General features: G+C 65.1%; 25 protein-coding genes. 17 read left to right on the forward strand and 8 right to left on the reverse strand.

Annotated features, from left to right (window positions below):
- Positions 1-12 precede the first annotated feature (12 nt).
- Positions 13-1,635 (reverse strand): helicase HerA-like domain-containing protein, encoded by a 1,623-nt coding sequence (locus tag XH91_RS23830; protein WP_128952837.1) that lies wholly within the window; start codon positions 1,633-1,635, stop codon positions 13-15.
- Between the two features lie 345 nt (positions 1,636-1,980).
- On the opposite strand from XH91_RS23830, the gene XH91_RS23835 reads away from it, so the two are divergent.
- The 13 genes from XH91_RS23835 (at position 1,981) to XH91_RS23895 (ending at position 14,656) form a co-directional block, all read left to right on the forward strand.
- Positions 1,981-2,346: a hypothetical protein gene (locus XH91_RS23835; protein ID WP_057753036.1), complete on the forward strand. Its 366-nt coding sequence runs from the start codon at positions 1,981-1,983 to the stop codon at positions 2,344-2,346.
- 24 nt (positions 2,347-2,370) lie between these two features.
- Positions 2,371-2,778: a DUF4332 domain-containing protein gene (locus XH91_RS23840; protein ID WP_128952838.1), complete on the forward strand. Its 408-nt coding sequence runs from the start codon at positions 2,371-2,373 to the stop codon at positions 2,776-2,778.
- A gap of 189 nt (positions 2,779-2,967) precedes the next feature.
- Entirely contained in the window at positions 2,968-3,828 is an 861-nt protein-coding gene (folP, locus tag XH91_RS23845) for a dihydropteroate synthase (RefSeq protein WP_128954973.1), read from the forward strand.
- Positions 3,825-4,193 (forward strand): dihydroneopterin aldolase, encoded by a 369-nt coding sequence (folB, locus tag XH91_RS23850; RefSeq protein WP_128952839.1) that lies wholly within the window; start codon positions 3,825-3,827, stop codon positions 4,191-4,193. The genes folP and folB overlap by 4 nt, the downstream gene beginning before the upstream one ends.
- 1 nt (position 4,194) lies before the next feature.
- The gene (gene folK, locus XH91_RS23855) at positions 4,195-4,686 is read left to right on the forward strand and encodes a 2-amino-4-hydroxy-6-hydroxymethyldihydropteridine diphosphokinase (protein ID WP_128952840.1); all 492 of its coding nucleotides are present in this window, start codon (positions 4,195-4,197) and stop codon (positions 4,684-4,686) included.
- Between the two features lie 80 nt (positions 4,687-4,766).
- Positions 4,767-6,638, forward strand: a complete 1,872-nt coding sequence (locus XH91_RS23860) for a methylmalonyl-CoA mutase subunit beta (protein ID WP_128952841.1) — start codon at positions 4,767-4,769, stop codon at positions 6,636-6,638.
- Entirely contained in the window at positions 6,635-7,099 is a 465-nt protein-coding gene (locus XH91_RS23865) for a GFA family protein (RefSeq protein ID WP_128952842.1), read from the forward strand. Before XH91_RS23860 ends, XH91_RS23865 begins: the two co-directional genes overlap by 4 nt.
- Before the next feature lie 23 nt (positions 7,100-7,122).
- Complete coding sequence (scpA, locus tag XH91_RS23870; protein ID WP_128952843.1) at positions 7,123-9,279, forward strand: methylmalonyl-CoA mutase; 2,157 nt, start codon at positions 7,123-7,125, stop codon at positions 9,277-9,279.
- A gap of 228 nt (positions 9,280-9,507) precedes the next feature.
- Positions 9,508-10,275 carry an RsiV family protein gene (locus XH91_RS23875; protein ID WP_245477362.1) on the forward strand — a complete coding sequence of 256 codons (768 nt, stop codon included), beginning with the start codon at positions 9,508-9,510 and terminating at the stop codon, positions 10,273-10,275.
- 120 nt (positions 10,276-10,395) lie between these two features.
- Positions 10,396-11,382, forward strand: a complete 987-nt coding sequence (locus XH91_RS23880; protein ID WP_128952845.1) for a tripartite tricarboxylate transporter substrate binding protein — start codon at positions 10,396-10,398, stop codon at positions 11,380-11,382.
- Positions 11,383-11,423: 41 nt separating this feature from the next.
- Entirely contained in the window at positions 11,424-12,413 is a 990-nt protein-coding gene (gene meaB / locus XH91_RS23885; protein WP_128952846.1) for a methylmalonyl Co-A mutase-associated GTPase MeaB, read from the forward strand.
- On the forward strand, positions 12,410-13,066 hold the full coding sequence (locus tag XH91_RS23890) for a pyroglutamyl-peptidase I (RefSeq protein WP_128952847.1): 657 nt from the start codon (positions 12,410-12,412) through the stop codon (positions 13,064-13,066). The genes meaB and XH91_RS23890 overlap by 4 nt, the downstream gene beginning before the upstream one ends.
- A 219-nt stretch (positions 13,067-13,285) precedes the next feature.
- On the forward strand, positions 13,286-14,656 hold the full coding sequence (locus tag XH91_RS23895; protein ID WP_128952848.1) for a TIGR03808 family TAT-translocated repetitive protein: 1,371 nt from the start codon (positions 13,286-13,288) through the stop codon (positions 14,654-14,656).
- 14 nt (positions 14,657-14,670) lie between these two features.
- Here XH91_RS23895 and XH91_RS23900 read toward each other — a convergent pair whose 3' ends face one another.
- The 4 genes from XH91_RS23900 to XH91_RS23915 all read right to left on the reverse strand — a co-directional run bounded on the left by XH91_RS23900 (position 14,671) and on the right by XH91_RS23915 (position 18,774).
- Positions 14,671-15,309 (reverse strand): TIGR03809 family protein, encoded by a 639-nt coding sequence (locus XH91_RS23900; protein WP_128952849.1) that lies wholly within the window; start codon positions 15,307-15,309, stop codon positions 14,671-14,673.
- Between the two features lie 479 nt (positions 15,310-15,788).
- A complete protein-coding gene (locus XH91_RS23905; protein WP_128952850.1) occupies positions 15,789-17,501 on the reverse strand; it encodes a S8 family serine peptidase in 1,713 nt (570 codons plus the stop codon).
- A gap of 14 nt (positions 17,502-17,515) precedes the next feature.
- On the reverse strand, positions 17,516-18,208 hold the full coding sequence (locus XH91_RS23910) for a hypothetical protein (protein WP_128952851.1): 693 nt from the start codon (positions 18,206-18,208) through the stop codon (positions 17,516-17,518).
- The gene (locus XH91_RS23915) at positions 18,205-18,774 is read right to left on the reverse strand and encodes a sigma-70 family RNA polymerase sigma factor (protein WP_164933996.1); all 570 of its coding nucleotides are present in this window, start codon (positions 18,772-18,774) and stop codon (positions 18,205-18,207) included. The genes XH91_RS23910 and XH91_RS23915 overlap by 4 nt, the downstream gene beginning before the upstream one ends.
- Before the next feature lie 438 nt (positions 18,775-19,212).
- On the opposite strand from XH91_RS23915, the gene XH91_RS23920 reads away from it, so the two are divergent.
- Together XH91_RS23920 and XH91_RS23925 are read left to right on the forward strand one after the other, a co-directional pair.
- Positions 19,213-20,370 (forward strand): GGDEF domain-containing protein, encoded by a 1,158-nt coding sequence (locus XH91_RS23920; RefSeq protein WP_128952852.1) that lies wholly within the window; start codon positions 19,213-19,215, stop codon positions 20,368-20,370.
- 63 nt (positions 20,371-20,433) lie between these two features.
- Positions 20,434-21,534: a DUF2336 domain-containing protein gene (locus tag XH91_RS23925; RefSeq protein ID WP_128952853.1), complete on the forward strand. Its 1,101-nt coding sequence runs from the start codon at positions 20,434-20,436 to the stop codon at positions 21,532-21,534.
- On the opposite strand, the gene XH91_RS23930 is transcribed toward XH91_RS23925, so the two are convergent.
- Together XH91_RS23930 and XH91_RS23935 are read right to left on the reverse strand one after the other, a co-directional pair.
- Positions 21,531-22,169, reverse strand: coding sequence for an NrsF family protein (locus XH91_RS23930; RefSeq protein WP_128952854.1), 639 nt, complete (start codon positions 22,167-22,169; stop codon positions 21,531-21,533). The genes XH91_RS23925 and XH91_RS23930 overlap by 4 nt on opposite strands.
- 2 nt (positions 22,170-22,171) lie before the next feature.
- Positions 22,172-22,717 (reverse strand): sigma-70 family RNA polymerase sigma factor, encoded by a 546-nt coding sequence (locus XH91_RS23935; protein WP_128952855.1) that lies wholly within the window; start codon positions 22,715-22,717, stop codon positions 22,172-22,174.
- Between the two features lie 290 nt (positions 22,718-23,007).
- Here XH91_RS23935 and XH91_RS23940 point away from each other — a divergent pair, with 290 nt between their 5' ends.
- The gene (locus XH91_RS23940) at positions 23,008-23,694 is read left to right on the forward strand and encodes a hypothetical protein (RefSeq protein WP_128952856.1); all 687 of its coding nucleotides are present in this window, start codon (positions 23,008-23,010) and stop codon (positions 23,692-23,694) included.
- Between the two features lie 122 nt (positions 23,695-23,816).
- Complete coding sequence (locus XH91_RS23945; protein ID WP_128952857.1) at positions 23,817-24,596, forward strand: enoyl-CoA hydratase; 780 nt, start codon at positions 23,817-23,819, stop codon at positions 24,594-24,596.
- A 155-nt stretch (positions 24,597-24,751) separates the two neighbouring features.
- Here the strand turns inward: XH91_RS23945 and XH91_RS23950 are convergent, their stop codons facing one another.
- The gene (locus tag XH91_RS23950; RefSeq protein ID WP_128954975.1) at positions 24,752-26,608 is read right to left on the reverse strand and encodes an acetyl-CoA hydrolase/transferase C-terminal domain-containing protein; all 1,857 of its coding nucleotides are present in this window, start codon (positions 26,606-26,608) and stop codon (positions 24,752-24,754) included.
- Between the last annotated feature and the right edge of the window lie 3 nt (positions 26,609-26,611).

The raw sequence follows: 26,611 nt of genomic DNA on the forward strand, positions 1-26,611 counted from the left end.
GTCCTTGCCTGCCTACCGGCGGAGCAGCCCGCCGAGGGCGCCGCGGACCAACGCACGGCCGACCGAGCCGCCGAGCTGGCCACCGACCGATTTGCCGAGATCGGCCACGACGCCGCCGACGACCTTGTCGGTGACCGTGCGCGTGACGTCGCGCGCAATGCGCTGTCCGGTCGTCAGCCGGTTGCGCCCGGTATTGGTGCCGAAGACGGTGCCGACGATCGAGCCGATCTGGCCGAGGATGCCGCCGCCGCTCCCACCCGCCTGACCATCGGCCGTCGCAGCGGTGCCCGCGATCCGCTTCTGGATAATCTCATAGGCGGACTCGGCATCAATGGCGGTGTCGTATTTGCCCTTGACCGGGCTTGCATCCATGATCGCCTTGCGCTCTTCCGCCGTGATCGGCCCGATGCGGGCCGATGGCGGCCGGATCATGACACGCTCGACCATCGCCGGCGTGCCGCTGCCTTCGAGGAACGACACCAGCGCCTCACCCTTGCCGAGCTCCATGATCACCTTGGCGGTGTCGAGCTTCGGGTTGGGCCGGAAGGTCTGAGCAGCGGCGGCGACCGCCTTCTGGTCGCGCGGTGTGAAGGCGCGCAGCGCATGCTGCACCCGGTTGCCCATCTGCCCGAGGACACGGTCGGGCACGTCGATCGGGTTCTGCGTGACGAAATAAACACCGACGCCCTTGGAGCGGATCAGGCGGACCACCTGCTCGATCTTGTCCATCAGCGCCTTCGGCGCATCGTTGAACAACAGATGCGCTTCGTCGAAGAAGAACACCAGCTTGGGCTTGGGCAGGTCGCCGGCCTCGGGCAGCTCCTCGAACAGCTCTGACAGCATCCACAGCAGGAATGTCGCGTAAAGCCGTGGGCTCTGCATCAACTTGTCGGCAACGAGGATGTTGACCATGCCGCGGCCGTCGCGGTCGGTCTTCATGAAGTCCTTCAAGGTCAGCGCCGGCTCGCCGAAGAATTTGGTGCCGCCCTGGTTCTCCAGCACCAGGAGCTGGCGCTGGATGGTGCCGACGGTCGCCTTGGTGACGTTGCCGAACCCTTGCGCCGCTTTCCGGATCGGCGCGAGCGGATCCTCTTCCGCATCGGGCCCCTTCTTGCCGCTGTCGGGCACGATGGCATCGAGCAACGCCCGCAGATCCTTCATGTCGATGAGAGCAAGGCCGTTGTCGTCGGCGACACGGAAGGCGACGTTGAGCACTCCCTCCTGCACGTCGTTGAGATCGAGCATGCGCGCGAGCAGCAACGGCCCCATCTCGGTGATGGTGGCCCGCACCGGATGGCCCTGCTCACCGAACACATCCCAGAACACCGTCGAGAACTGGTCGGGCTGAAAATTCAGTCCCATCTCGCTGGCACGCTTGACAATGAAGTCTTTGGCCTCCCCGACCTCGGAGATGCCGGAGAGGTCGCCCTTGATGTCGGCTGCGAACACCGGAACACCGGCCCGCGCAAATCCTTCTGCCATCACCTGCAGCGTCACCGTCTTGCCGGTTCCGGTCGCGCCGGTGACGAGGCCGTGGCGATTGGCGAGCGCCAGTGTCAGCCAGGCCAGCTCGTCTCCCTTGCCGACAAAAATCTTGTCGTCGGTATCGCCGAGCTTGTTGTCCTGCGCCGTCATCACACTCTCTATTGTTGGTTTCGCGTATCGAAAACTCGAGCCCGCCAATTCCGTAGTTTAACGCATGTCACGAGCCGATTGAAACCTTTCAGGACGCCGTCGACGTGCGACATTGTCGGAGACTTCGCGCGTGGCATGCGCCAAAAGTCGGATGCGCGCATTTGCACCGCGGTGATTTTTCACGAATTTCTGCTCTGCTCTTGCATCGCTGCAACACTTTTCATGTCTTCGAGAATGAATCGGAACGTTGCGTGCGTTCATCGCTTGTATTTCACATCGCAGGGGCTCAAGATCATTTTTCGAAAATAATCTCCGGCATGTGAACCGGCTGAGGGGCAGGCCCATATGGACGAGCTGATCGGACGGCTGGCGACAAACGCCAGCATAGATAGTGCTGTCGCTGAAAAGACCGTCGGCATTATCCTGGGATTCCTCCGCAGCGAAGGTCCTTCCGACAGCGTGCAGGCCTTGATCGACCAGATCCCTGGTGCAGAAGGGGCGATCGAGGCGTCCAGAAGCGGCGGCGGTCTGTCGCGGCTGATGGGCGGCGGCCTGATGGCCGTCGGCACGCGCCTGATGGGCCTCGGGCTCGGCATGTCCGACATCCAGACAATCGCCCGTGAACTTTTTCGCTTCGGCCGAGACAAAATCGGAGCGGATCAGATGGGCAAGATCATCGCGGGGACGCCGGGCCTCAGCCAGTTCGCCTGAGCGACGCTTTTCATACCGAGTATCATGACATATCCGATCTCCGAGATTGAGGGCCTGCCGGCCTTTGCCGCCAACAAGTTGAAGGCGCAGGGTATCCGCACCACCGACGCGCTGCTGGAAGCCGCGAGCACGGCCAAGGGCCGCAAGGCGCTCTCGGCCAAGACCGGCATCAGCGAGCAGCAGTTGCTGGAGTGGGCCAACGTCTCAGACTACATGCGTATTCCCGGCATGGGCCGGGCCAAGGTGGGCCTGGTCCGCGCCGCTGGCGTGACCACGGTGCGCGAGCTCGCCTATCGAAATCCGGCAAGACTGGCGCAAAGCATGCGCGAAGCGAACGATCGCAAGAGGCTCGTCCGCATTCTTCCTTCCGAGAAGTCGGTCGGCGACATCATCGCCAAGGCCAGGAAGCTGTCGCCGAAGATTACGTATTAGGCCTCTTGCGACACACCTTCTACGGCGTTGGCTCTCGGTGTCATACCCCGCGAAGGCGGGTTATCCAGTACGCCGCAGCTCCTCCGCGTCACGGCACTGCCTCGGAATACTGGATTGCCCGCTTTCGCGGGCAATGACAGAGAGGGGTTGGTCTTGACTCCCCTTCCCCGACCGCGCAAAGCCTCGCGCATGAATGCCTCGCCCTCCCCATCCGTCCCGCCGGCCGGCTCGGCCGGGCCAGACGTGCTGCGGACGCTCGTGGGCCGGCCGCTGCCGGCGGTGATGGGCGTGCTGAACGTGACGCCCGACTCCTTCTCCGACGGCGGCGATTTCATCGCGCCGGAACAGGCGCTGGCACGGGCGCGGGCGATGATTGCGGATGGCGTCGACATCATCGATCTCGGTGCGGAATCCACCCGGCCCTACAAGGGCGCGCAGCCGGTGACGGCCGCCGACGAGTTGGCCCGGCTCAAGCCGGTGCTGGCAGGCATCGTTGCGCTGGGCGTGCCTGTTTCGATCGACAGCATGAAGGCGGAGGTTGTCGCCTTCGCACTCGACCAGGGTGCCGCCATCGCCAACGACGTCTGGGGGCTGCAGCGCGACGCCGCCATGGCTCCGCTGGTGGCGGCGAGAGGCGTCCCTGTCATCGTCATGCACAACCGCGAGACCGTCGATTCCGCCATCGACATCGTCGCGGATATGAAGGCGTTCTTCATGCGCTCGCTCGACATCGCGGCCAAGGCCGGCATCGCGCGCGACAACATCGTGCTCGATCCCGGCATCGGCTTCGGCAAGACCGCCGAGCAGAGCATGATCGCGCTGGCGCGCTTGCGCGAACTCGACATGTTCGGCCTGCCGATCCTGGTCGGCGCTTCGCGCAAGCGTTTCATCGCCTCGGTAGCGCCCTCGGAGCCGAAAGAGCGGCTGGCCGGCTCGATCGCCGCGCATCTGATTGCCGCGCAGAAGGGGGCGAGGATCATCCGGACCCATGACGTCGCCGAGACCCTGCAGGCCCTGCGGGTCGCCAACGCAATCGAGAGCAAACAATGACAGATACGATCTTTGTGACCGGCCTGTCGATCCATGCGCGCCATGGCGTGCTGGATCATGAAACCAAAGTCGGCCAGCGCTTCGTGATCGACCTCGAGCTCTACACCGATTTGTCGGAGCCTTCACGCAGCGACCGGCTTGGCGATACGGTCTCCTATGCCGACGTGGTGGCGACCACGACGGACGCGTTCAAGAACACCAATTACAAGCTGCTGGAGCGCGCGGCCGGTGCGGTCGCCGATGCCATCCTGTCGCACTTTCCGCGCATCCGCGCCGTGAAGATCACCGTGCACAAACCGCACGCGCCGATCGCCGCGATCTTCGACGATGTCGGCGTGATGCTGACGCGCTCGCGGCATCCCTGACATGGCGAGCGTGCTGATCGCACTCGGCGGCAATGTCGGCGACGTCCGCACGACCTTCAAAAAGGCGGTCGCCCATATCTGCGGCATGGCGCAGGCCGCATTGATCGCGCGCTCTTCGGACTATGCGACGCCACCCTGGGGCGACGAGGATCAGGACCCCTTCATCAATGCCTGCGTCGAGATCGAGACCGGCCTCGATCCGCATGCGCTGTTGTTCGTGATGCAGAAAGTCGAGCAGAAATTCGGCCGTACGCGCGACAAGGATCGGCGCTGGGGTCCGCGCACGCTCGATCTCGACATGATCGCCTATGACGATGTGTCGATGAACAAGCCCGACCTGACCCTGCCGCATCCCCGCCTGTTCGAACGCGCTTTCGTGCTGGTGCCGCTGGCCGAAATCGCAGCCGATCGCGTCATCTCGGGCCTTCGCGTGCGTGACGCCCTCACCAGCGTCTCGACGCAAGGCATTGAGCGGCTTTCGGATACCGGTTAACCAAAATCGACCGTTTGCAGAGGCGGCCCGCCGTGGCAAATTCGCTGCGAATGTCGAGATGTTCGGGAGCCCCTGACCGTATGACCTCCGTGACTGACGATCTGCCGCTGGCGGCCGATTTTCCCAAGGCGACGGACGCGGACTGGCGCAAGCTGGTCGACGGCGTGCTGAAGGGAGCGCCGTTCGAGAAGCTGGTCGGCAAGACCTATGACGGTCTCAAGATCGAGCCGCTCTATCCGCGCGCCAAGGGCGCAGCGCCGGTGGCGGGGCGGCCGGCGGCCGCGCCATGGCAGGTCATGCAGCGGATCGATCATCCCGATGCGCTCGCAGCGAACGCGCAGGCACTGATCGATCTGGAGAACGGCGCCACGGGACTTTCGCTCGTGTTCGCCGGCGGCGCCGGCAGTCATGGCTTCGGCCTGGAACCGACGGCGGATGCGGTTGCCAAGGTGCTGAAGGACATTCACCTCGACGCCGGCATCGGCATCGAGCTTCAGATCGGTCCACAATCGCGGATGGCCGCGATCCATTTCGCGGAATATGTGAAGAGCAACGGCGTCGATCCCGCCGCCTGCGACATCCGCTTCGGGCTCGATCCGCTCGCGGCCTGCGCAGTGTGGGGAAGCAGCCCCTACAGCTGGGAAGAGATCGTTCCCGCCGTCACGGGCGGCATCAAGGGCCTTGCCGCGCTCGGCTTCAAGGGACCATTTGCCTCCGCCGACGGACGCGTGATCCACGATGCCGGCGGCTCGGAGGTGCAGGAGCTCGCTTTCGTGCTTGCCTGCGGCGTCGCCTATCTGCGTGCGATCGAGGGCGCCGGCGTGCCGCTCGCGCAGGCGCAAGGCATGGTCTATGCGCGGCTCGCAGCTGACGCCGACCAGTTCCTGACCATGGCGAAGTTCCGCGCGCTGCGATTGCTCTGGGCGCGCGTCGAGGCCGCCTGCGGCCTGGCGCCGAAGCCGCTGTTCATTGCCGCCGATACGGCCTGGCGCATGCTGACGCAGCGTGACCCCTATGTGAACATGCTGCGCGCGACCATCGCGACATTCGCGGCCGGGCTGGCAGGCGCCGATGCGATCACCGTGCTGCCGCATACGCTGGCGCTCGGACTGCCTGATCCGTTCGCGCGGCGCGTTGCACGCAACACACAAGCCCTGCTGCTCGAAGAAAGCAACCTCGCCAAGGTCAGCGATCCCGCGGCGGGATCCGGCGGCATCGAGACGCTCACGGCGCAGCTTTGCGAAGCGGCCTGGGCGCTGTTTCAGGAGAGCGAGAAGGCCGGCGGCGCCTTTGCCGCGCTTCAGCAGGGCCTGTTTCAGGGCAAGGTCGCGTCCACGCGCAAGGCGCGCGAGGCCAACATCGCCAAGCGCCGCGACGTGCTGACCGGCGCCAGCGAGTTTCCGAACCTGCATGAGGGCGAGACGGCCGTGCTGAAGGCGATGCCCATCGCGCTCGCGCCTTATGGCGATGCCAAATACAAGTTTGACGCGCTTGCGCCGATCCGCCTGGCGCAGCCGTTCGAGGCGCTGCGCGACAAATCGGATGCGGCGCTGAAAGCGCAAGGCGCGCGGCCCAGCGTGTTCCTGGCCAATCTCGGCACGCCTGCCGATTTTACCGCGCGCGCGACATTCGCAAAAAGCTTCTTCGAGGCCGGCGGCATCCAAGCCATCGACAGCGACGGTTTTGCCGATCCGGCCAAGCTGGCTGCGGCCTTCAAGGTATCAGGCGCGGAGCTCGCCTGCCTGTGTTCCAGCGACAAGGCCTATGCGGAACACGCCGAAGCCGCCGCGAAGGCCCTGCAAACGGCGGGCGCGCGACATATCTATCTGGCAGGCCGTCCGGCCGAGGCCGAGGCGGCCTTGCGCGCGGCCGGTGTCACGGGCTTCGTCTTCGCCGGGGCCGACGCGCTTGCGACGCTGCAAGACGCTTATGTCCTGATGGAGCTGGCATGACCGACGCAAGCAAACCCGTTCTGACCGGCGGCTGCCAATGCGGGGCGGTGCGCTTTGCGATTTCGGCAACACCCAACAAGGTGTCGATCTGCCACTGCCGGATGTGCCAGAAGGCGAGCGGCGCGCCCTTCGCCTCCTTCGCCGACATCAACCGGACGGATTTTGCCTGGACCAAAGGCACACCGTCCGCATTCCAATCCTCCACGATCGCGATGCGCGATTTTTGTGCTGCCTGCGGCACGCCGCTGAGCTTCCGTCGCATCGACGGCGAGCGGATCGAGATCATGACCGGCGCGTTCGACCGACCTGACCGGCTGGTGCCGACGCGGCAATACGGAACTGAATCGCGCCTCGGCTGGGTTGTCGGAATCTCCAACCTGCCGAGCCAAACCACGCAGCAGAATTACGGGCCGGAGAAGATGGCGACCATCGTCAGCCATCAGCACCCGGATCATGATTGAGCGCCGATGATATGGTGGAGGCCATGAGCCGCATTCCCAATTTCGCCGATGTCGCGTTCGAGCGAACCGCAACCGCCGCGCCGTCAGGCAGCGCCGAGCCATGGCTGACGCCCGAAGGCATTCCCGTAAAACCCGCTTACGGCGAGGCTGACCTTGCCGGGCTCGATTTCCTCGAGACCTATCCGGGCATCGCGCCGTTCCTGCGCGGCCCCTACCCGACCATGTATGTCAACCAGCCCTGGACCATCAGGCAATATGCCGGCTTCTCCACGGCGGAGGATTCCAACGCGTTCTACCGTCGCAACCTCGCGGCCGGGCAGAAGGGTCTTTCGGTCGCTTTCGACCTCGCCACCCATCGCGGCTATGACAGTGACCATCCGCGCGTCGGCGGCGACGTCGGCATGGCCGGCGTCGCGATCGATTCCATCTACGACATGCGCACGCTGTTTGCAGGGATTCCGCTCGACCAGATGAGCGTGTCCATGACCATGAACGGCGCGGTGCTGCCGATCCTCGCGCTCTATGTCGCGGCCGCCGAGGAACAGGGCGTTCCGCCGGAAAAGCTCTCGGGCACCATTCAGAACGACATTCTGAAGGAATTCATGGTGCGCAACACCTACATCTATCCGCCCGCGCCCTCGATGCGGATCATCTCGGACATTTTTGCGTACACCTCGCAAAAGATGCCGAAATACAATTCGATCTCGATCTCCGGCTATCACATGCAGGAGGCCGGCGCGACGCAGGACCTCGAGCTCGCTTATACGCTCGCCGATGGCGTCGAATATCTGCGCGCCGGACTTGCCGCCGGCCTCGACGTCGACCGCTTCGCGCCGCGACTGTCGTTCTTCTGGGCGATCGGCATGAACTTCTTCATGGAGGTCGCCAAGCTGCGCGCCGCGCGACTGCTCTGGGCGAAGCTGCTCAAACCCTTCAACCCGAAGGACCCGCGCTCGCTGTCGCTGCGCACGCATTCGCAAACATCAGGCTGGTCGCTGACCGCGCAGGATGTCTTCAACAACGTGATGCGCACGACGGTCGAGGCGATGGCAGCGACGCAAGGTCACACCCAGTCGCTGCACACCAATGCGCTCGACGAGGCGCTGGCGCTGCCGACCGACTTCTCGGCGCGCATCGCCCGCAACACCCAGCTGTTCCTCCAGCAGGAGAGCGGCACCACCCGCATCATCGATCCTTGGGGCGGTTCCTATTATGTCGAGCGGCTGACGCGTGACCTCGCGGCCAAGGCCTGGGGCCACATCCAGGAGGTCGAGGAGCTCGGCGGCATGGCCAAGGCGATCGAGGCCGGCGTGCCGAAGCTGCGCATCGAGGAGGCCTCCGCCAAGACGCAAGCCCGCATCGATGCCGGCAAGCAGGCGGTGATCGGTGTCAACAAGTACAAGCCGACGGACGAGACGCCGATCGACATCCTCAAGGTCGACAACACCAATGTTCGCCGCCTGCAGATCGACAAGCTGACGCGGCTGAAATCCGAGCGCAACCAGACGGACGTCGACGCCGCGCTTGCCGCGATCACGCGTTCGGCCGGCGAAGGCAATGGCAACCTGCTTGCGCTCGCCATTGATGCTGCGCGGGCCAAGGCGACCGTCGGCGAGATTTCGGACGCGATGGAAAAGGTGTTCGGCCGGCACCGTGCCGAAATCAAGTCGATCACCGGCGTCTACAAGCGGGAGGCGTCCAGCATGGGCAACCAGGTCGAGAAGGTTCAGGCGCTGATCGACGCTTTCGAGGAGGCGGAAGGCCGCCGCCCGCGCATCCTGGTCGCCAAGATCGGCCAGGATGGGCACGACCGCGGCCAGAAGGTGATTGCGTCCGCATTCGCCGATATCGGCTTCGACGTCGACATCGGACCGCTGTTTGCCACCGCGGATGAGGCGGCCCGCCAGGCGGTCGAGAACGACGTCCACATCCTCGGCGTTTCCTCGCTGGCCGCAGCCCATCTCACGGCCGTGCCTGAACTCAAGGCCGCGCTGAAGAAGCAGGGCCGCGAGGACATCATGATCATCGTCGGCGGCGTGGTGCCGCCGCAGGATTACGAGGCGCTCTATGCGGCCGGCGCCGAGGCGATCTTCCCGCCGGGCACCGTGATCGCGGAAGCGGCGGAGGAACTGATCCGCAAGCTGAACGCCCGGCTCGGGCACAGCGAGGCGGCGGAGTAACTCCGCCGCTGTTCGGCTTGAAGCATCAAACCCGCGGGCGCGCTACTGCGATCAATCTTCACGTCCCGCTGTTCACACCGTGCGTTCTGCGCGGGTTCATCTTGCGGTCATTACGTTGAGGCAGACATCCTCGACGGCGTCGCCGCGACGGCATCGCCGCGACGGCGGTCGGATACGGAATTGATGGATATTGAAGTGACATATCTTCGTGCAAATGTGCGGGCCGGCTTGCTCGCGATCCTGTCTGCTATCGCGACGATCGCCCTGGCCTCTCCCTCCTTCGCCGCCGATCCCAAGCCCGACGCCGCGGTCAAGAACAGGAACATCGATGCGCGCGTCTTTCTCGACGACAAGATCAAGGCCGACGCGCCGCTCGCGGCCAATTGTCTGGCCGACGGCAAGAAATGGCTCGACAAGAACGCGGCTGACGCCGCGGCCTCTCGCAAGCAGGATCCGCAATTCTTCAAGGACGGCGGCTGGGACTTCGAACGCAAATATTCGATCCGCTCTGTCGTTGCCGATCGCTATGTCAGCATCCTGCGCGACGATTACATGGACACCCATGGCGCGCACCCCAATTCGGACGTGAACACGATCCTGTGGGACAAGGCCGAGAACAAGCGCATCTCGATTCGCCCGTTCTTCACCGAGACCGCCGACAATGGCGCCACCATGAAGGCGATGGTGAAAGCCGTGATCGCTTCGCTCAAGATCGAGAAGAAGAAACGCGACAGCGGCGAGACCGCCACCGAGGACTGGTTCAAGGGCGTCGAGCCGAGCCTGCTCAAGATCGGCGCCGTGACGCTCGCGCCGTCGACCGAGACAGGCAAGAGTTCCGGCCTCACCTTCCACTACCCGCCCTATGCCGTCGGCCCCTACGCCGAGGGCCAATATGTCGCCTTCGTTCCGTGGGAGACGTTGAAGCCCTATCTCACGCCGGAAGGCGCGCGCATCTTCGGCGGCGCACGGCCAAAGGCCGATGCTGACGAACAATAGCAGGGACGGAACCCGCTGTGCGCGGGGCCGCAGGGCTGCCGCTTGCGACCTCCGCGCAAAGCTGCGTAGCATGGTGCGATAACGCGAGCCCGATTCCCGAGGGCGATGCCGGGAACATTGATGCCAGGAATCACCCGCCGCGCTTTCGCGGCTTCTTCTGTGGCTGCAGCCACTTCGGCTTTCTTCTCCCCTGCGCGCGCGCAAGCCTATCCGGCGCGGCCGGTGACCCTGATCGTACCCTGGGGGGCCGGTGGCGGCACCGATGCAACGGCACGCATCATTGCAACGCTCCTCCAGCAGGAACTCGGCCAGCCGTTCAACGTCGTCAACCTCACCGGAGGGTCTGGCGTTATCGGCCACGCCGAGATCGTAACCGCGCCGCCGGATGGCTACACGATCGGCATGATCACCGTGGAAATCGCGATGCTGCATTGGCAGGCCGTGACGCACCTGACGCCGCGAAACTTCATGCCGCTCGCGCTGATGAACGAAGATCCGCCGGGCATCCAGGTGGCCGCCTCCTCGCCGTACAAGACCGTGAAGGAGCTGACCGAGGCCCTCAAGCTGGCGCCGCCGGGACGGTTCAAGGCATCGGGCACCGGACAAGGCGGCATCTGGCATCTCGCCCTCGTCGGCTGGATGCAGGCGTTGGGATTGCCGGCGAACCAGGTCACGTGGTCCCCCTCGAACGGTGCGGCACCGGCCATGCAGGACCTCGTCGCGGGCAGCATCGATCTCACCACGTGCTCGGTGCCGGAGGCGCGCGCGACCATCGAGGCCGGCCAGGCCCGGAGCCTCGCGATCATGGCGCACGCGCGCAATCCGAGCTTTCCCGACGTCCCGACGCTGAAGGAGGCGCTCGGCGTCGACTATTCCACCAGCTCATGGCGCGGCATCGCTGGGCCCAAGGGCCTGCCTCCGGAGATCGCGACCAGGCTGACCGGGGCCTTGAAGACGGTGTACGACTCCGCCGCATTCAAGAACTTCATGACCGGGCGGGGCTTCGGCACCGTATGGCGGGATGCAAGCGGCTTCCAAACCTTCATGGACGAGGCCGACAGCCAGATGGGCCAGGCCATGAAGGCCGCCGGCTTTGCCAAGGCTTGACGGGCTCTCGCCTGCCTGCTTCCGCCGTTGTAAAGCAGGGCATGGTTGAGAAGAAGACTTCGCTCGATATCACCACCCTCGCCCGCGACCTCCGCGCCGGCCATCGCGCGGCGCTCGCGCGCGCCATCACGCTCGTGGAGAGCCGGCGTGGCGATCACCAGGCGCAGGCGCGCGAGCTCGTGCAGATGCTGCTGCCCGACACCGGCAAGGCCGTCCGCGTCGGCATCACCGGCTCACCCGGCGTCGGCAAATCCACCACCATCGATGCGCTCGGGACCTATCTGATCGAGCAGGGCAACAAGGTGGCGGTGCTCGCGGTCGATCCGTCCTCGGCGCGCAGCGGCGGCTCGATCCTCGGCGACAAGACGCGGATGGCGCGGCTGTCGGCCTCCAGCGACGCCTTCATTCGCCCCTCGCCATCCTCGGGCACGCTCGGCGGCGTCGCCGCAAAAACCCGCGAGGCGATGCTGCTGTGCGAGGCCGCCGGCTTCGACGTCGTGCTGGTCGAGACCGTCGGCATCGGCCAGTCCGAGACCGCGGTCTGCGACATGACCGATTTCTTCCTCGCACTCATGCTGCCGGGCGGCGGCGACGAGCTGCAAGGCATCAAGAAGGGCCTGGTCGAGCTCGCCGACATGATCGCGATCAACAAGGCCGATGGCGACAATCTCAAGCGCGCCAACATCACCGCCGCCGACTATCGCGGCGCGCTGCACATCCTGGCGCCGAGGTCCGAGCATTGGCATCCGCCCGTTATCACCTATTCGGCGCTGGCCGGCACCGGCATTGCCGAGCTGTGGCAGAAGGTCCTGGATCACCGCAAGGCGATGAATGCATCAGGCGAGTTCGCGGCGCGGCGGCGCGACCAGCAGGTGAAATGGATGTGGTCGATGCTGGAGCAGCGCATGCTGGCGCGGCTGCGCAGCGAGGCCTCCATGCGGGGCAAGGTAAAGAAGATCGAAGCTGAGGTCGCCGAAGGGCATCTCACGCCGGCGCTGGCGGCCGAACGGATTTTGGAGTTGCTGCAATGAGCGAGAAGCTGCGCATTCTTCTCACCGGCTTCGGACCGTTTCCCGGTGCGCCGCATAATCCGACCCAGTCGCTGGTGGCGCGGCTGGCGCAACTGCGCCGGCCCGCGCTCGGTGATGTCGAGATCTCACGGCATATCTTTCCGGTCACCTATGCCGCGGTCGACCGGCAATTGCCGGAGGTGCTGGCGAAGGTGAAGCCGGATGCGCTGCTGATGTTCGGGCTCGCCGCGCGCACCCCTTACCTGCGGATCGAGAGCCGCGCGCGCAACGCCGTCACCATGCTGTGGCCTGATGCCGCCAACACCCGCTCCAGCAAGCGTGGCATCGCCGGCCATGCGGACGCCATGAATTTCGGCCCGCATACGGCAAGGCTGCTGCGCGCCGCCCGCCTCACCGGCATCGATGCGCGGCCCTCGCGCGATGCCGGCGCATATCTCTGCAACTATCTGAGTTGGCGCGCGATCGAGAAGGTGCGCGGCGGCGGACCGAAACTTGCCGCCTTCATCCACATTCCGCTGCTTGCACGCAGCGGCGCCGTCCGGCGCAAGGGCGCTCCGCGGATCACGCTGGACGAGTTGGTGGATGCAGGAGAAGCGATGCTGATGGAGATGGTGCAGATGGCACGGAAGGCGCGGAATACACAGGACTCGTAGGGTGGATTAGCAACGCGTAATCCACCTCTTCTGTCGCCGCGGGAAAAGATCGCGGTGGGTTACGTCTGACGGACTGCGCTTCGCGCACCAGGCCAACCCACCCTACGACACCATCTTTGCGGTAAACATTTAACCCTACCGCGAACAATCCCGACAGCCCCGTCCGCCCTGCGCTACCTAACCTTCGCGGACATCCCCGCGTCCGCCGAAGGACGCGTCATGGATCTCAACCGCCGTCATCTCATCGGAGCTTCGACCGCCGGCATTGCCGGTGCGCTGGCCATGCCCTCAGACGCCGCGCGCGCGGCGCCGCTGACGTCGCTGCTCGGCCGCGATGCGACCCAATATGGCGTGCGACCAGGCAGCAGCGAGGATCAGACGCGCGTTCTCCAGCGTGCGATCGACGACGCCTCGCGGGCGCAGATGCCGCTGGCGCTGCCGCCCGGAATCTACCGCACGGGCCTTTTGCGGCTGCCGAAGGGGGCGCAACTGATCGGCGTGCGTGGCGCGACGAAATTCGTCTTCACCGGCGGGGCCTCGGCGATCTTGAGCGAGGGTTCTGATTCGATCGGCCTCACCGGCCTCACCTTCGACGGTGGCGGCATTCCCCTGCCGACGCGGCGCGGACTGATCCATGTCCTCGGCGGGCGCGACGTCCGCATCACCGATTGCGAGATCAGGACATCGGGCGGCAGCGGCATCTGGCTGGAGCAGGTGTCGGGCGACGTCTCCGGCAACATCTTTACCGACATCGCCGTCACTGCGGTGGTCTCGTTCGACGCCAGGGGCCTCAGCGTGTCCCGCAACACCATTGTCGGCACCAACGACAACGGCATCGAGATCCTGCGCACCGCCATCGGCGACGACGGCACTTTCGTCGCCGACAACCGTATCGAGGATATCAAGGCCGGCCCGGGTGGCTCCGGCCAGTACGGCAATGCCATCAACGCCTTCCGCGCCGGCAACGTGATCGTGCGCGGCAATCGCATCAGAAATTGCGACTATTCGGCCGTGCGCGGCAACTCGGCCTCGAACATCCACATCACAGGCAACAGCGTCAGCGACGTGCGCGAGGTCGCGCTCTATTCCGAGTTTTCGTTCGAGGCCGCGGTGATTGCCAACAACACGGTCGACGGCGCCGCCGTCGGCGTCTCCGTCTGTAATTTCAACGAGGGCGGACGTATTGCGGTCGTTCAAGGCAATATCATCCGCAATTTGATCCCGAAGCGCCCCATCGGCACCGCGCCTGACGACGATGCCGGCGTCGGCATCTACGTCGAGGCCGATACCTCGGTATCAGGCAATGTGATCGAGAACGCGCCGTCCTACGGCATCGTCGCCGGTTGGGGCAAATATCTGCGCGACGTCGCGATCACGGGCAATGTGATCCGCAAGGCGCTGGCCGGCATCGGCATCTCCGTCGTATCAGGCGCCGGCACCGCACTCGTCAACAACAACATGATCTCAGAAACCCCGCGCGGCGCGGTGGTCGGCCTGGACCATGCCCGCGCGGTGACGGCGGATCTGTCCGCGGAAGGCGCGCAGCGCTTTGCACAGGTGATGATTGGCGGCAACGCCGTGCGGCAATAGGCGCCGCGCTCGCCTCAGAACGTATTCCGCAGCAGCGGGTACTTGGCTTCGATGCCGTCGAGGCTGAAGGTGAATTCGACCACGCGCTCGGGGGCCGCGACGATGTCGTCGGCGGGCGGGGTGAAGGTCTGCAGGAACGATGCGATGGACGCTGCCGGCGCAGTCGGAGCGATCCGTTGAGCCGGAGCGATCCGAATTGCCGGAGCAACCCGTGCAGGCGGAGCGACTGGCGCCATCGGGGCGGCCGGTGCAATGGGCGCCTCGACGATTTCAGCGAGGATATCGGGCTCGGGCTCGAGCCTGACCGGAACGGAGGTCTCGGGCTCGATATGCACCGCTTTTGGCTGCACGGTCTGGGCCTGCTCGCGGGGAAACACGCGCGGCATGGTCGCCGGCGACCAGCCGAATGCAGAGGTCACGCTCGCGGCGGCCGCGGCGACGTCCTCGCCATTCGCAAGGGCGCGCCAGGTCTGGACCGCGCGCTTGGCTTCCTGGATGTTTTCGAGGAATGCGAGTTCGGAATGGTAGCGACGCCACCGCCCGGTCTCGAACATTTCGGAGAGATGCTCCAGCCGCTGCTCTGCGAGAGCGCACCAGCGTGCCGCAATTTCACGGCTGGCCGCGCCTTGGCCAGCGTTATGGCGATGAGTCATAAATCAGCCCGTCAGGAGAAGAGTACGGACGCGACGCAACGCACACGAATCAATCTAGAGGCGACGTGAATATTTTGTGGAAAAGTTTTGACTTGTCCAGCAACGACGCGGCTTTGGTCACAAAACACCGTAGTCACGCGGAGTTCTCGGCAGTTTAGGAGTCAAGCTTCGCACAAGCATGGCGGACCTGCCGCGCGACGTCGGCGAGAAACCGACGGCGACCCTCCCGCGGCCTCAACCGCAAGCTGATCTCGCATGACGCTTCAAGAAATCCGACACGAAAGAAAAGACCCGTCCGGGGGGACAACCGGACGGGTCGAGCCATATGGGCGCTTGGGGTGGATGGGCGCTCGCGCCTGATATGACTGATGGGGAGGGATGACCGCTCCCACATCATTTGGTCGTGGCAGCAGGCTGAACGTTCAATCCGGGCGCTCGATTTTTTAACCTTTGACCCGCCCGCAATGTCGTCGCAGGGGCTATCGCGCCGCCGGCCTATCCGTCTGAGAAATCGCGGATTTATCGTCGGCGCTCGACAGCGAGGGCTGCTCGATCGCGCGGATGTTGGGGTCGTCGCGACGCTTCTCGGCATCTTCACGTTTAGTTGTAGCAGCGGCGGCCGCGACCGGCGTCGTGCTGTCGGCCGGAACGGTCATGACCGCGGCAAACGCATCGGGCTCGCCGTCGCCAAAGAGGTCGTCACGCCCGGGTGAACCGAGGTCGCGCGCCGTCTTCGCCAGCGTCATGCGCAGCGCTTCCGGCTTCAGGGTGTAATTGCGTTCCAGCAGCAATGCCGCGACTCCGGAGACATAGGCCGCCGAGAACGAGGTGCCCGACGTGATCTGGTATTTGCCGTCAGGCGCCGGCAGGAAAATGTCGACGCCGGGCGCGGCCAGCGCGATGTAATTGCCGCGGTTGGACGCGGTGAACAACTTGTCCTGCTGGTCGGTCGCGCTGACGGCGATCACGTTGGGATTTGCAGCAGGATAGAGCGGCGGCGATTTGGCGCCGGCATTGCCGGCGGCCGCGATCAGTACCAGGCCACGTTCGGCGCTGGCCGCGATCGCACGCTCGATCACGGCGTCCTTCGGGCCGGCAAAGCTCATATTGACGATCTGGGCGCCGTGCTCGGCGGCGTAGTTGAGCGAGCGCAGGATGATGTAGGACGAACTCTCCGCACCGCCGGCGGTGCCGCCGAAAGCTCTGATGGCGATGATGCGTGCTTCCGGCGCGCTGCCCATCAGCTTGGCATGGGCCACGATGGCACCCGCAATACCGGTGCCATGGACATGGGCGCCCTCGCTACTGCCAAGAGCGTCGAAAACGTCGGCAATGGAATTGGCCAGTTCGGGATGCTTGGCGTCGATGCCAGAATCGATCACGGCAATCGTGACATTGGCGCCGTGTACCAGCGTGTGCGCTTGCGGCAGATGCAGCTTGGACAGCGCGTATTGCGCCGGATCTCCTTCGGTCGGCACCGCCGGCTTCTGATCCTGCAGCACGTAACGGAAGTTCGGCTGAAGCGAGCGCACGCTCGCGTCGGCCGCGAACTCGCGCCGAACAGTCTCGTAAGAGCGGCCGTCGGTGATGCGGAACAGGCCGACCGTGGCCGCGATCAGCGGGAAGGTTTCGGACGACACGCGGGTCAGGCCGTGGCGCCGGGCGAGCTCGTCGGCTTCAGCCGGCGACAGCGCGCCATCGATCTCGGCCACGAATTCATTGGCGAAACTGCGGGACGTGATCGCGGCGGGCGTGGCGTTGCCCCGTCCCTTGCCGGCGCTCTTCCTGGCCGACTTTCCGGACCCGTCGCCGCCGCCTTTCGGCTGGCCGAGGCACTCCCCGTCGGCATCGCGATAGGCGTTGGAACAGGCCGGATAGAGATTTGGCGAATAGCGCGCGTAGGGCAGCACGGGGTTCACGGAACTCGGCGCGATCCGCGCGATGGTATGAACCGTCGGCGTCACGTGCAGTGTCGGCGTCAGGTGCGGACCGTGATCGCCGCCGCCTACGGCTCTCGCCGCGACACTCGCAGAGATCGTCGGCGTACGCGACGGAACGCTGATCGTCGGCGTGCGCATGATCGCCTGGGCCTGCGCCACTCCGATGCCGAGACAGGCGGCGAGCAGGAGCGCGGCTCCAGCCGAGGAAGCGTAGGTGCCGGCTCGCAGCTTACTCTCGGACTTGCGCATCATTGGGACAGGCGCGCTTACGGCGCCGCCACGGCGAGGTTGACGAACTTCTCACGCTGCATTCTGGCAAGCAGCGCGGTGAGCTCGTCCTGGCTCATCGCCTTGTCGAACTGCAGGCGGAACATGCCGCCTTTGGCATCGCCGATGATCGAGGCCTGGTAGCTGTCGAGCAATGCGGTGATGTCGCCGACGCGCGCCTCGGGCGTGAAGCGCACGAGCGCCCGCGAAGGCGCAGCCGCACCTAGCTCGCGCGTGATCGGCGCACCGGTCGAGAGCGATGCGGTCTGGAACGTCGCGGTCTGCGTCTTCATCAAGACGGCGCCGATGATGCCGGCCTGCAGCAGCAGCGCGATGGCGCCCAGGCTCGCCGACCAGGCCAGCGTGCGCGGCGAAAGGCTCGCAAAGAACGTGGCGATGCGTGCCGACAGCGGCAGCGAACCGGTCGCGCGCGCCGGCTCGGCGTCGATCGCGGCGAACAACTTCTGCATCGCGCGCGCCGACGGTGCGCCCAGGCTCTCATTCAGGTGGATGGTCTCTTCATATTCGCCGCGGATCGCCGCATATTGCTTTGCGAGCTCCGGATCGCTGGCGAGCGCTTCCTCGACGCGGCGCGTATCGCGCGCGTTCAACGTGCCGGCGGCATGCCATGGCAGCAGCAACTCGATCTCACTGGGCTCTTGCTGCAGCATCTTCTTGCTCAAAGCCATCATGGCCAGCCTCGCTCAATGCCGGCTGCCTTCAGCAGTTCGGCCAATTTCTTGCGCGCATAGAACAAGCGCGTCTTTACCGTGTTCTCCGGGATTCCGACGATTTCGGCCACTTCCTCCACGGACTTCTCGTGGTAGTAGACGAGGTCGACGATTTCCCGATGGTCCGGCGAGAGGCCCGTCAGACACTCCCGCAACGCCACGCTCGTATCCTTCTTCTGCACCGCCGTTTCCGGATCGTCGGATGAATCCTCGATCGCGTTGGCGGCTTCGTCGTCCAGTTCAAAGTCCTTTCTGCGCCGGAGCGCCGACAGGGCCTTGAATCGGGTGATTGCCAAGAGCCAGGTGGAAACGGCGGATCGGCCCTCGAACTTGCCGGCCTGACGCCAGACGTCGAGAAACACCTCGCTGATGAGGTCTTCCGCCGTCTGCTCGTCCCGCACGAGCCGCAGACCGAACCTGTACACCCTGACATGGTGCCGCCCGTACAGCACCTGCATCGCGAGCCGGTCACCTTGGGCGATCCTGGCGATCAGGACCTCGTCCGTAGCCGCCTGTGTCACGCTCAAAGCCCGTCTCGCAAGATTGGTCGGGTCGATGCGGGGGAGGGTTCGACGGGAGGAGTGAAATTCTTCAACCTACCGCAGTCATACGGGGATTTGTGTGATCTACCACACATACGCGCAATTTCCTTGTCCCGCCCGTGGCGGTCGGCCGTTTGGCTCAAAGACGGTAACATAATACGGAAACACTCTCTTCGGACTTGCCGCAGGCCGGCACAGACGGCCCGATAAAGCCGGGTCCATAACACGGCCCTGTGCACCTTATGTCGCACGGGGCCGGATTTGGTCCGCGATATCGCTTGCGATGCCTAATTGGCCGAAAATTCCGCGCCGCACGAAGGCCCCTCACCCGCGCCGTGTTCCCCGGATTCGGTGCAAAAGGATACCAAACCTAAAGGCTTGCCACGTAGATTTTTTCGGCTGACATCCACCATTGGCGGGACCATGAACACGGCTGCGACGTCCTTCCCGGAGAGGAGTGCCGCAGAGGCCGCGGATCTCGTCCTCACGCGTGAGGAGGCTGCACCCGGCGTGCTGGCGCGCCGGATCCGGCAGCGCCGGCAGATGTATGTCGGTCAGGTCGCGAGCTATTCGCTCGGCGCCTTCGTGCTGCTGCTCTATGCCTATGACGGCGCCGTCCGTATTGAAGTACCGTCGCTGTTCTGGATCGGCGGCGTCACGATCATCGGCATCTTCGTGGTGATGTCGGAGGCCGGCATCGGCGACAGGCACAACGACCATTATCTCACCGTCTTCCAGATCTCGGCGCATATGGCGCTGCAATTCATCTTCCTGGTGTCGGTGCCGACGATCGGGATCGCCTTCATCAGCGTGCTGTTCCTGATCTTCGCCTTCGGTACGCTGCGCATGACCTCGGTTCAGGCGATGCTGACCTGGGCACTCGCGACCTGCGCCCTCGCGACCGTCTTCCTCGCCTCCGACCTGCCGATCGGCATGCCGGTCGCTACGCGGCTTCAGCGGACGGCCTCGATGCTGTGCTTCGTGCTGGTGATCGGCCAGTGCGCCTTCCTCGGCCTGTTCGGCGCCACGCTGCGCAAGATCCTGTACCGGCGCAGCATCGAGCTGAAGGCCGCCTATCAGCGCATCGAGGAGCTGGCCGAGCTCGACGAGCTGACCGGCTCCTACAATCGCCGCTGCATCATGCGACTGCTCGACACAGAGATCGAAAAGTCGCGGCAGGCGAATGTGCCCTGCGCCATCGCGCTGATCGATCTCGATTGGTTCAAGCGCATCAACGACGCCCACGGCCATCCCGTCGGCGACGAGGTGCTGCGGACCTTTGCCATCACCATCTTCGCCAACATCCGGCCCGATGACCGTTTTGGCCGCTATGGCGGCGAGGAATTTCTGCTGCTGCTGCCCGGCACCGCAAGCGAGGCTGCATCGCGCATGCTCGATCGGCTGCGCAGCATCGTCGCCGAGCTCGACTGGAGCGCATTTTCGCCCGGTATGCGCGTGACGATTTCCGCCGGCGTCGTGACGCTGCGCGCTAACGATACTGCCGACACGTTTCTCGCGCGCGCCGACAGCACGCTCTATTCCGCCAAAGCGCAAGGGCGCAACCGCATTGCCACGAGTTGACCAATCCATTTGTCGCCGGCACGTGAGAACACGCCGCCGGACCGAACGCTCCAGGACAGGGCTATGAGATCCAAGACCGTCAAGTCATCCGCGAATTTGCTCGAGGAATTGCAGTCGGCGCTTGCGCACGGCACCGTCGCGCGCCGGGTCGAGACGCTACGCCGCGTCACCGATCTCTTCATCAACAACGCCGTGGATTATTCCGACGATCATGTCCGCGTGTTCGACGACGTCTTTCAGTGCCTGATCGAGCAGATCGAAACCTCGGCAAAAGCATTGCTCGCCGATCGTCTCGCGCCGATCGGAGCCGCGCCGCCGCAAATCATCCGTACGCTGGCGCTCGACGACGTCATCGAAGTCGCAGGTCCCGTGCTGTCAAAGTCTGAGCGGCTGGACGAGACCACCCTGCTCGAGATCGCGCGCAGCAAGAGCCAGGCGCACCTCAAGGCGATCTCGCTGCGGCGGGTGCTGTCGGAGGCGCTGACCGACGTGCTGGTCACGCGCGGCAACGAAGACGTGGTGCAGTCGACCGTCAACAACCACGGCGCCCGCCTTTCCGAGAGCAGCCTCGCCGATCTCGTCACGCGCGCCGAGCGCGACGACGACCTCGCCACCTGCATCGGCCTGCGGCCCGATTTGCCACGGCATCATTATCTGAAGCTCGTCGCCAAGGCTTCCCTGAGCGTTCGCAGGAAGCTGGAAGCGGCCCATCCCGAGCTTGCCAGCGAAGTATCGAGCGCGGTCCAGGAAGCGGCCCAGCGGGTCCGCACCGCTGCCATGACGAGGCAGACCGAAATGGCGCGGGCGCTGGTGAAATCACTGCATGAGGACGGTCGCCTCAACGAATTCCAGGTCGCGACCTTCGCCGAGCAGGGCAAGTTCGACGAGGCCAATGCCGGGCTTGCGGCCCTCGCAGGGGTGTCGGTCGAGACCGCGGAGAACATGATGATCGAGAGCCGCACCGAGGGCCTGATGATCCTCGCCAAGGTCGCCGGCATGCAATGGTCGAGCGTGCGCGCGATCGTCGCCATGCGCGAAAAGCTCTCGGGCGGCTCGCAGACCGACATGCTGTCGCTGCGCGATACCTACGAGGCCCTGCGCTCCTCCACCGCACAGCAGGTGCTGCGTTTCCACCGCATGCAGAACGCGACGTCCGCGGCTTAATACCTCAGGATCTTCGATCCCACCGCCGCGCCGATCGCGGTCACGATCGCGGTCGCGATCGTGTACCAAGTCGCGACGAACAGCGGCGAGTCATCGGTGCAATGCGAGGCGTAGAGCGTGGCGGCGAGCCCGGCCGACAACAGACCGGCGAGCGCGCCGGCCTGGGCCGGTCGCGACGGCGCACCGTGGCGCAGGCCGAACAAGGCACCCGCGAGAAGCGGCAGCGACATCGCCGGGATCGCCAACATGCACCACCGCGAATTCTTGCCGACCAGCCGCATCGTCATCGGCATCGCCGGCGCCATCATCGCTTCGCTGCCGATCGCAACCGCAAGCAGGCCGACGGGCAGCAGCAGGAGCCAGCCCCACCCGCGCATCAGGGCTTCGGGCCGGGACAAATGCAGGCTGATGATGATCGCGGGGATCGCCAGCGACAAAGTCACCGCGAACTTCGTATCGAAGAACGGGTTGTGCATCGCCGTCATCACGTCAGGCCGCACGCCCAGGAAGGTGGCGAAGATCAGGATCGAGAACGGCGCCGCGACCAGCAGTCCCATGGTCAGCAGCGCGCCGACGCGCGGAGGGCGGCGGGCGTTGTCGGCCGCGAGCGTGCGAATGAGTTGATCGGTATCCATGACTAGTGGTCCCGTAGTTTGGCGGTCAGGGCCGCGAGCCCCCGATGCAGCGCGACGCGCACCGCACCTTCGCTCATCGCAAATTTCGTCGCCGTATCCTTGATCGAGGCGCTGTCGACCGCAATCGACTGCAACACGTCGCGCTGGCGCTGCGGCAGCGTGTTGAGCTGGGCGGTGACCTCGCCCGCCGAGGCCGTCTCCTGCGGCGCCTCCCCGGGCAGCGTCTCGGCGAAATCGTCGATGTTGACGAAGACGCGCCGGCCGCGGCGCCTGAGCGCATCGATCAGCTTGTTGCGCGCGATCGCGAACAGCCAGGGGGCGAAGGGGGCTTCGCTGTCCCAGGTGTGCCGCTTCAGATGCACCGCCAACAAGATTTCCTGCACGATATCCTCGGCCTGATCGGGAGGCTGCCCGGCACGCGCCAAGCCGCGCCTCGCAGCAGCGCGCAGCACCGGTGTGACCGCTCTCAACAGGCGATGATACGCAGCATCATCCCCCGTCATGGCCGACCGCATCAGGTCGGTCCATTCGTCCTCACGTCCGCGCACGCGCGCTCCTACACGGCAATTCGGCCGCTCTTTCAATTTGTTACATCGCCAACCCTGAAATCACGAAATCGTGATCAGAGCGCCGCCAGGGAATCCGGACCCCACCGGGAAAAGACCGGAGGCTCATAACACCGATCGGTCCGTCCCGCATCTGGGGGCGCTGCGGTGTCCGTCAGTTTGCCGCCTTTTTGCCCGGTGTGGCCCGAAGATTCCCATTTTTTGCCCCGCTGTCGTCATGCCCCGGGGTCTCTGTTCGCATCCGGGACGGGCGAATTGGGGAGATCGTCAACATGATGAAAGCCAGCGGGCGCGCGGCATGGATTGTTCTGGCCGGGCTATTTTTGCTGTCCGGAGGCGCGGCTCAGGCGGCGCCGAGCTCTGCCACGAGCGCCAAGCCGGACAGCGCGAGCAAGCAGGCCGATGCAGGCAAGCAGCGGCACCACGCCTCTCGCCGCCATACCGGGAACAAGACGGCGGAAAAACCCGACGACAAGACCGGCAAGACCAATAGTGCGGACGCGACGCCGCAGGCCGGCGAGGCCAAGACGGACAACACGACGGACAACAAGACCGACAGCGACGCGCAGGCCTCGAGCCAGATGCCGCCGGAGGTCGCCAACGCCAACGCTCAGCTCCCCGCGGCGGATGCGCCGCCTGCGGCTGCAGCCTCGGCGATGACCGGCCGGGCCAACGACAATGTGCAGGCCGCAGCCGATAATACCGCCGCGCCCGGTGCCGAGAACCAGCTCGTGCCGCCCGACCAGCTCAACGACCTCGACCGCGCCCTGCAGCAGGACAACCCGCCCGCGCAGAAGGCGGTGATCGCCGCGACCGACGCGCAGCCACGCCCGGCCCCGGTCATGGCGAGCAGCCAGCCGAGCTCGGCCTGGGACCAGAGCTCCCTGATCGGCAAGATCTTCATCGGCGTCGGCACGCTGCTGACATTGGCCTCGGCCGCGCGCATGTTCATGGCCTGATTTCTTGGCCAGATTTCTTGGCCTGATCGCTTGGAACGCGCTCACCTGGCGCGTTCCCGCCCCCTTGAAGGCATCCGCGCCAGCGGGCACATTGCCCGCCCAATCAAACGCGTGGGTGGAGCATGAGCACGTTCGAACACATCATCGTCGAAAGCATCAAGGCAGTCGGCATCATCAAGCTGAACCGGCCGAAGATGCTCAACGCGCTCTCCTTCGGCGTCTTCCGCGAGATCGCCGCGGCCGTCGACGATCTCGAAGCCGATGACGCCATCGGCTGCATCGTCCTGACCGGCAGCGAGAAGGCGTTTGCCGCCGGCGCCGACATCAAGGAGATGCAGCCGAAGGGCTTCATCGACATGTTCTCCGAAGATTTCGCCGCGATCGGCGGCGATCGCGTCGCTCGCTGCCGCAAGCCGACCATCGCCGCAGTCGCGGGTTATGCGCTTGGCGGCGGCTGCGAGCTCGCGATGATGTGCGATTTCATCATCGCCGCCGACACCGCCAAGTTCGGCCAGCCCGAGATCACGCTCGGCACCATCCCCGGCATCGGCGGCACGCAGCGTCTCACCCGTGCGATCGGCAAGGCCAAGGCCATGGATCTCTGCCTCACCGGCCGCATGATGGATGCGGCGGAGGCCGAGCGCAGCGGCCTCGTCAGCCGCGTTGTGCCCGCCGACAGACTGATGGACGAGACGATTGCAGCTGCGGAGAAGATCGCGTCGATGTCGCGGCCCGCCGTCGCGATGGCCAAGGAAGCGGTCAACCGCGCCTTCGAGACCACGCTCGCCGAGGGCATGAGCGTCGAGCGCAATCTGTTCCACTCGACCTTCGCGCTCGAGGACCGCTCCGAGGGCATGGCGGCGTTCATCGAGAAGCGCAAGCCAGTGAACAAGAACCGGTAGGATTCTTTCTCTGTCGTCCTGAACAAGCGAAGCGCAGATCCAGGCCCCATCACCACAGGGCGACGTTTGGCGAGGACTCGGAGTTGCCAGCTCGCGCTACGATCTCTCCCTGGGTTAACGGGCCCTGGCCTTCGCCAGGACGACTGCGGAGCTAGTTAGCGTCGGCTCTGCACCAAGGCCGCGCTGACGAGGGCGCGATAGAAGCGCTCCGGCCACGTCTTGGGGCGGTCGAGGCCGAGGCGAGCGAGACAGGCCTCATCGTCTCGGTCAGGCTTTCGCGTCGATCCCTGCCACAGCAGGCCTGCCAGCGCGCGCGATGAATGTTGCGCGCCCTGCAGGATCTCCAGCGCCGGGATCAGGCGCTGCTCGACCTCGGTGAAATCGCATCCGAACGGGAACGACGGCAACAGCCCCGCCTCGCGCGCGGGCTTCAGCGCTGCCGCGATCCTTTCAGGGTGGTTTTCGCGATGGGCGGAAGGGATCTCATGACCCCGCGGCAGCTTGCCGGCATCCTTGGCGACCCGCGCCAACTCATCCTGAAAGCGGGAGTCCGCGATCGTCAGCACGCCGGCAATCACGTCGGCATCCGACTTGCCGCGGAGATCAGCAACGCCGTATTCGGTGACGAAGACATCGCGCAGATGGCGCGGGATGGTTTCGTGGCCGTAGCGCCAGAGAATGTTGGATTTCACCGCGCGACCCGATTGCCGCGTCGCCTCGAGCGCAAGGACCGACCGCGCGCCGTGAAGCGCGAAGGCCTGGGCCACGAAATTGTACTGCCCGCCGACACCGCTCACGACCTGGCCATCGTCGAGACCGTCGGACACCGCCGCGCCCAGCAGCGTGGCCATCATCGTGACGTTGACGAAGCGCGCGTCGAGGCGGGCGCGGCGCTTCTGGTCTTCCTCGTTGTAGAGCTCGTTGGTGAACGACACCGGCATCATCCGGATGCGTGCGAGTTGGTCCGGCGGCATCTCGCGCAGTGCGCGATAGAACGATTTGGGACCGAGAAAGAAGGCGCCGTGCAGCACGACACCGTCAATGGCACGCTTGAGAATGCCGGCGTCGATCAGGCCGATGAACGCCTCGGTCACCATCTCGCTGACGCCGTAGAGGCCGGCCTGGAAGCGGCCGGCTTCCTGCGCAATGGCCGGCCGCCCTGGCGACAACCGCGTGACGACGTCGCGAAACGCTTCGCTATTGCGCTGACGCAGGATCAGGCCCTGCGCCAGCGCATCGCCGATCTGCCCGATGCCGATTTGCAGCGTACCGCCGTCGGCCACCGTCGATGCCGCATTCAGGCCGATGGCGTATCTGGTATCGGAGATCGGCTCGGACGGCGGCGCAAACAGGGGAAAGTCGGTCGCCGCGCTGTCCAGCACGGCGGAAAACTCCGCGGCCGGAAGATCGCCCTCGCCCGGCATGAATGGCAGCTCGGAATTGACTTGCGCGATCAACTTGAACGACGCACGTCCGGCACGACGCGCGCGCAGCACATCCAGCGTCGTGTCCGTGTTGCAGGACAGGCTATAGCGCGGCACGCCGTCGACGAGGCGCTTGGCCACCAGCTGCATCACCACGTTCATTCCCCGCGCCAGCAGATAGCTCGCCGCGTGGGTGTAGTTGGCCGAGATGTAGTTCTGCTGCGCCAACGGCACGTGCAGCCAGCGGCCGGCCAGAACGAAGAACTCGACGATCTTGATGTTGGGCGGCAGCCGGTTTTCACGCAGCGCTTGAGGATAGGCCAGATCGGGATACCCGCCGAACAGGCGATCGATCACCGGCGTGATGAACCGCCGCTCGATCAGCGCCTTCGGCCGCGGCTTTTCCAAGGTCAACGCCGACAGCAATGTCAGCTTGATGTCAGGATCGGCACAGGCCCGCGCATAGAGAGCATTGACGACATGATTGGCCTTGCCAAGACCAAGCGGCAGACCGACCACCAGATCGGTTCCGACGTCGCGAACGATCTCCTCCGCGAGCGCATCGGGATCGGAGAAGAATTTCGGCATCAT

The organism is Bradyrhizobium guangzhouense (genome assembly GCF_004114955.1).
GTDB lineage: Bacteria > Pseudomonadota > Alphaproteobacteria > Rhizobiales > Xanthobacteraceae > Bradyrhizobium > Bradyrhizobium guangzhouense.

What these genes read in the sequence shown, in the direction of transcription:
- XH91_RS23830 (WP_128952837.1), bottom strand. Translation starts at nt 1,635, where the DNA reads ATGACGGCGCAGGACAACAAGCTCGGCGATACCGACGACAAGATTTTT.
- XH91_RS23835 (WP_057753036.1), top strand. Translation starts at nt 1,981, where the DNA reads ATGGACGAGCTGATCGGACGGCTGGCGACAAACGCCAGCATAGATAGT.
- XH91_RS23840 (WP_128952838.1), top strand. Translation starts at nt 2,371, where the DNA reads ATGACATATCCGATCTCCGAGATTGAGGGCCTGCCGGCCTTTGCCGCC.
- folP (WP_128954973.1), top strand. Translation starts at nt 2,968, where the DNA reads ATGAATGCCTCGCCCTCCCCATCCGTCCCGCCGGCCGGCTCGGCCGGG.
- folB (WP_128952839.1), top strand. Translation starts at nt 3,825, where the DNA reads ATGACAGATACGATCTTTGTGACCGGCCTGTCGATCCATGCGCGCCAT.
- folK (WP_128952840.1), top strand. Translation starts at nt 4,195, where the DNA reads ATGGCGAGCGTGCTGATCGCACTCGGCGGCAATGTCGGCGACGTCCGC.
- XH91_RS23860 (WP_128952841.1), top strand. Translation starts at nt 4,767, where the DNA reads ATGACCTCCGTGACTGACGATCTGCCGCTGGCGGCCGATTTTCCCAAG.
- XH91_RS23865 (WP_128952842.1), top strand. Translation starts at nt 6,635, where the DNA reads ATGACCGACGCAAGCAAACCCGTTCTGACCGGCGGCTGCCAATGCGGG.
- scpA (WP_128952843.1), top strand. Translation starts at nt 7,123, where the DNA reads ATGAGCCGCATTCCCAATTTCGCCGATGTCGCGTTCGAGCGAACCGCA.
- XH91_RS23880 (WP_128952845.1), top strand. Translation starts at nt 10,396, where the DNA reads ATGCCAGGAATCACCCGCCGCGCTTTCGCGGCTTCTTCTGTGGCTGCA.
- meaB (WP_128952846.1), top strand. Translation starts at nt 11,424, where the DNA reads ATGGTTGAGAAGAAGACTTCGCTCGATATCACCACCCTCGCCCGCGAC.
- XH91_RS23890 (WP_128952847.1), top strand. Translation starts at nt 12,410, where the DNA reads ATGAGCGAGAAGCTGCGCATTCTTCTCACCGGCTTCGGACCGTTTCCC.
- XH91_RS23895 (WP_128952848.1), top strand. Translation starts at nt 13,286, where the DNA reads ATGGATCTCAACCGCCGTCATCTCATCGGAGCTTCGACCGCCGGCATT.
- XH91_RS23900 (WP_128952849.1), bottom strand. Translation starts at nt 15,309, where the DNA reads ATGACTCATCGCCATAACGCTGGCCAAGGCGCGGCCAGCCGTGAAATT.
- XH91_RS23905 (WP_128952850.1), bottom strand. Translation starts at nt 17,501, where the DNA reads ATGATGCGCAAGTCCGAGAGTAAGCTGCGAGCCGGCACCTACGCTTCC.
- XH91_RS23910 (WP_128952851.1), bottom strand. Translation starts at nt 18,208, where the DNA reads ATGATGGCTTTGAGCAAGAAGATGCTGCAGCAAGAGCCCAGTGAGATC.
- XH91_RS23920 (WP_128952852.1), top strand. Translation starts at nt 19,213, where the DNA reads ATGAACACGGCTGCGACGTCCTTCCCGGAGAGGAGTGCCGCAGAGGCC.
- XH91_RS23925 (WP_128952853.1), top strand. Translation starts at nt 20,434, where the DNA reads ATGAGATCCAAGACCGTCAAGTCATCCGCGAATTTGCTCGAGGAATTG.
- XH91_RS23930 (WP_128952854.1), bottom strand. Translation starts at nt 22,169, where the DNA reads ATGGATACCGATCAACTCATTCGCACGCTCGCGGCCGACAACGCCCGC.
- XH91_RS23940 (WP_128952856.1), top strand. Translation starts at nt 23,008, where the DNA reads ATGATGAAAGCCAGCGGGCGCGCGGCATGGATTGTTCTGGCCGGGCTA.
- XH91_RS23945 (WP_128952857.1), top strand. Translation starts at nt 23,817, where the DNA reads ATGAGCACGTTCGAACACATCATCGTCGAAAGCATCAAGGCAGTCGGC.
- XH91_RS23950 (WP_128954975.1), bottom strand. Translation starts at nt 26,608, where the DNA reads ATGCCGAAATTCTTCTCCGATCCCGATGCGCTCGCGGAGGAGATCGTT.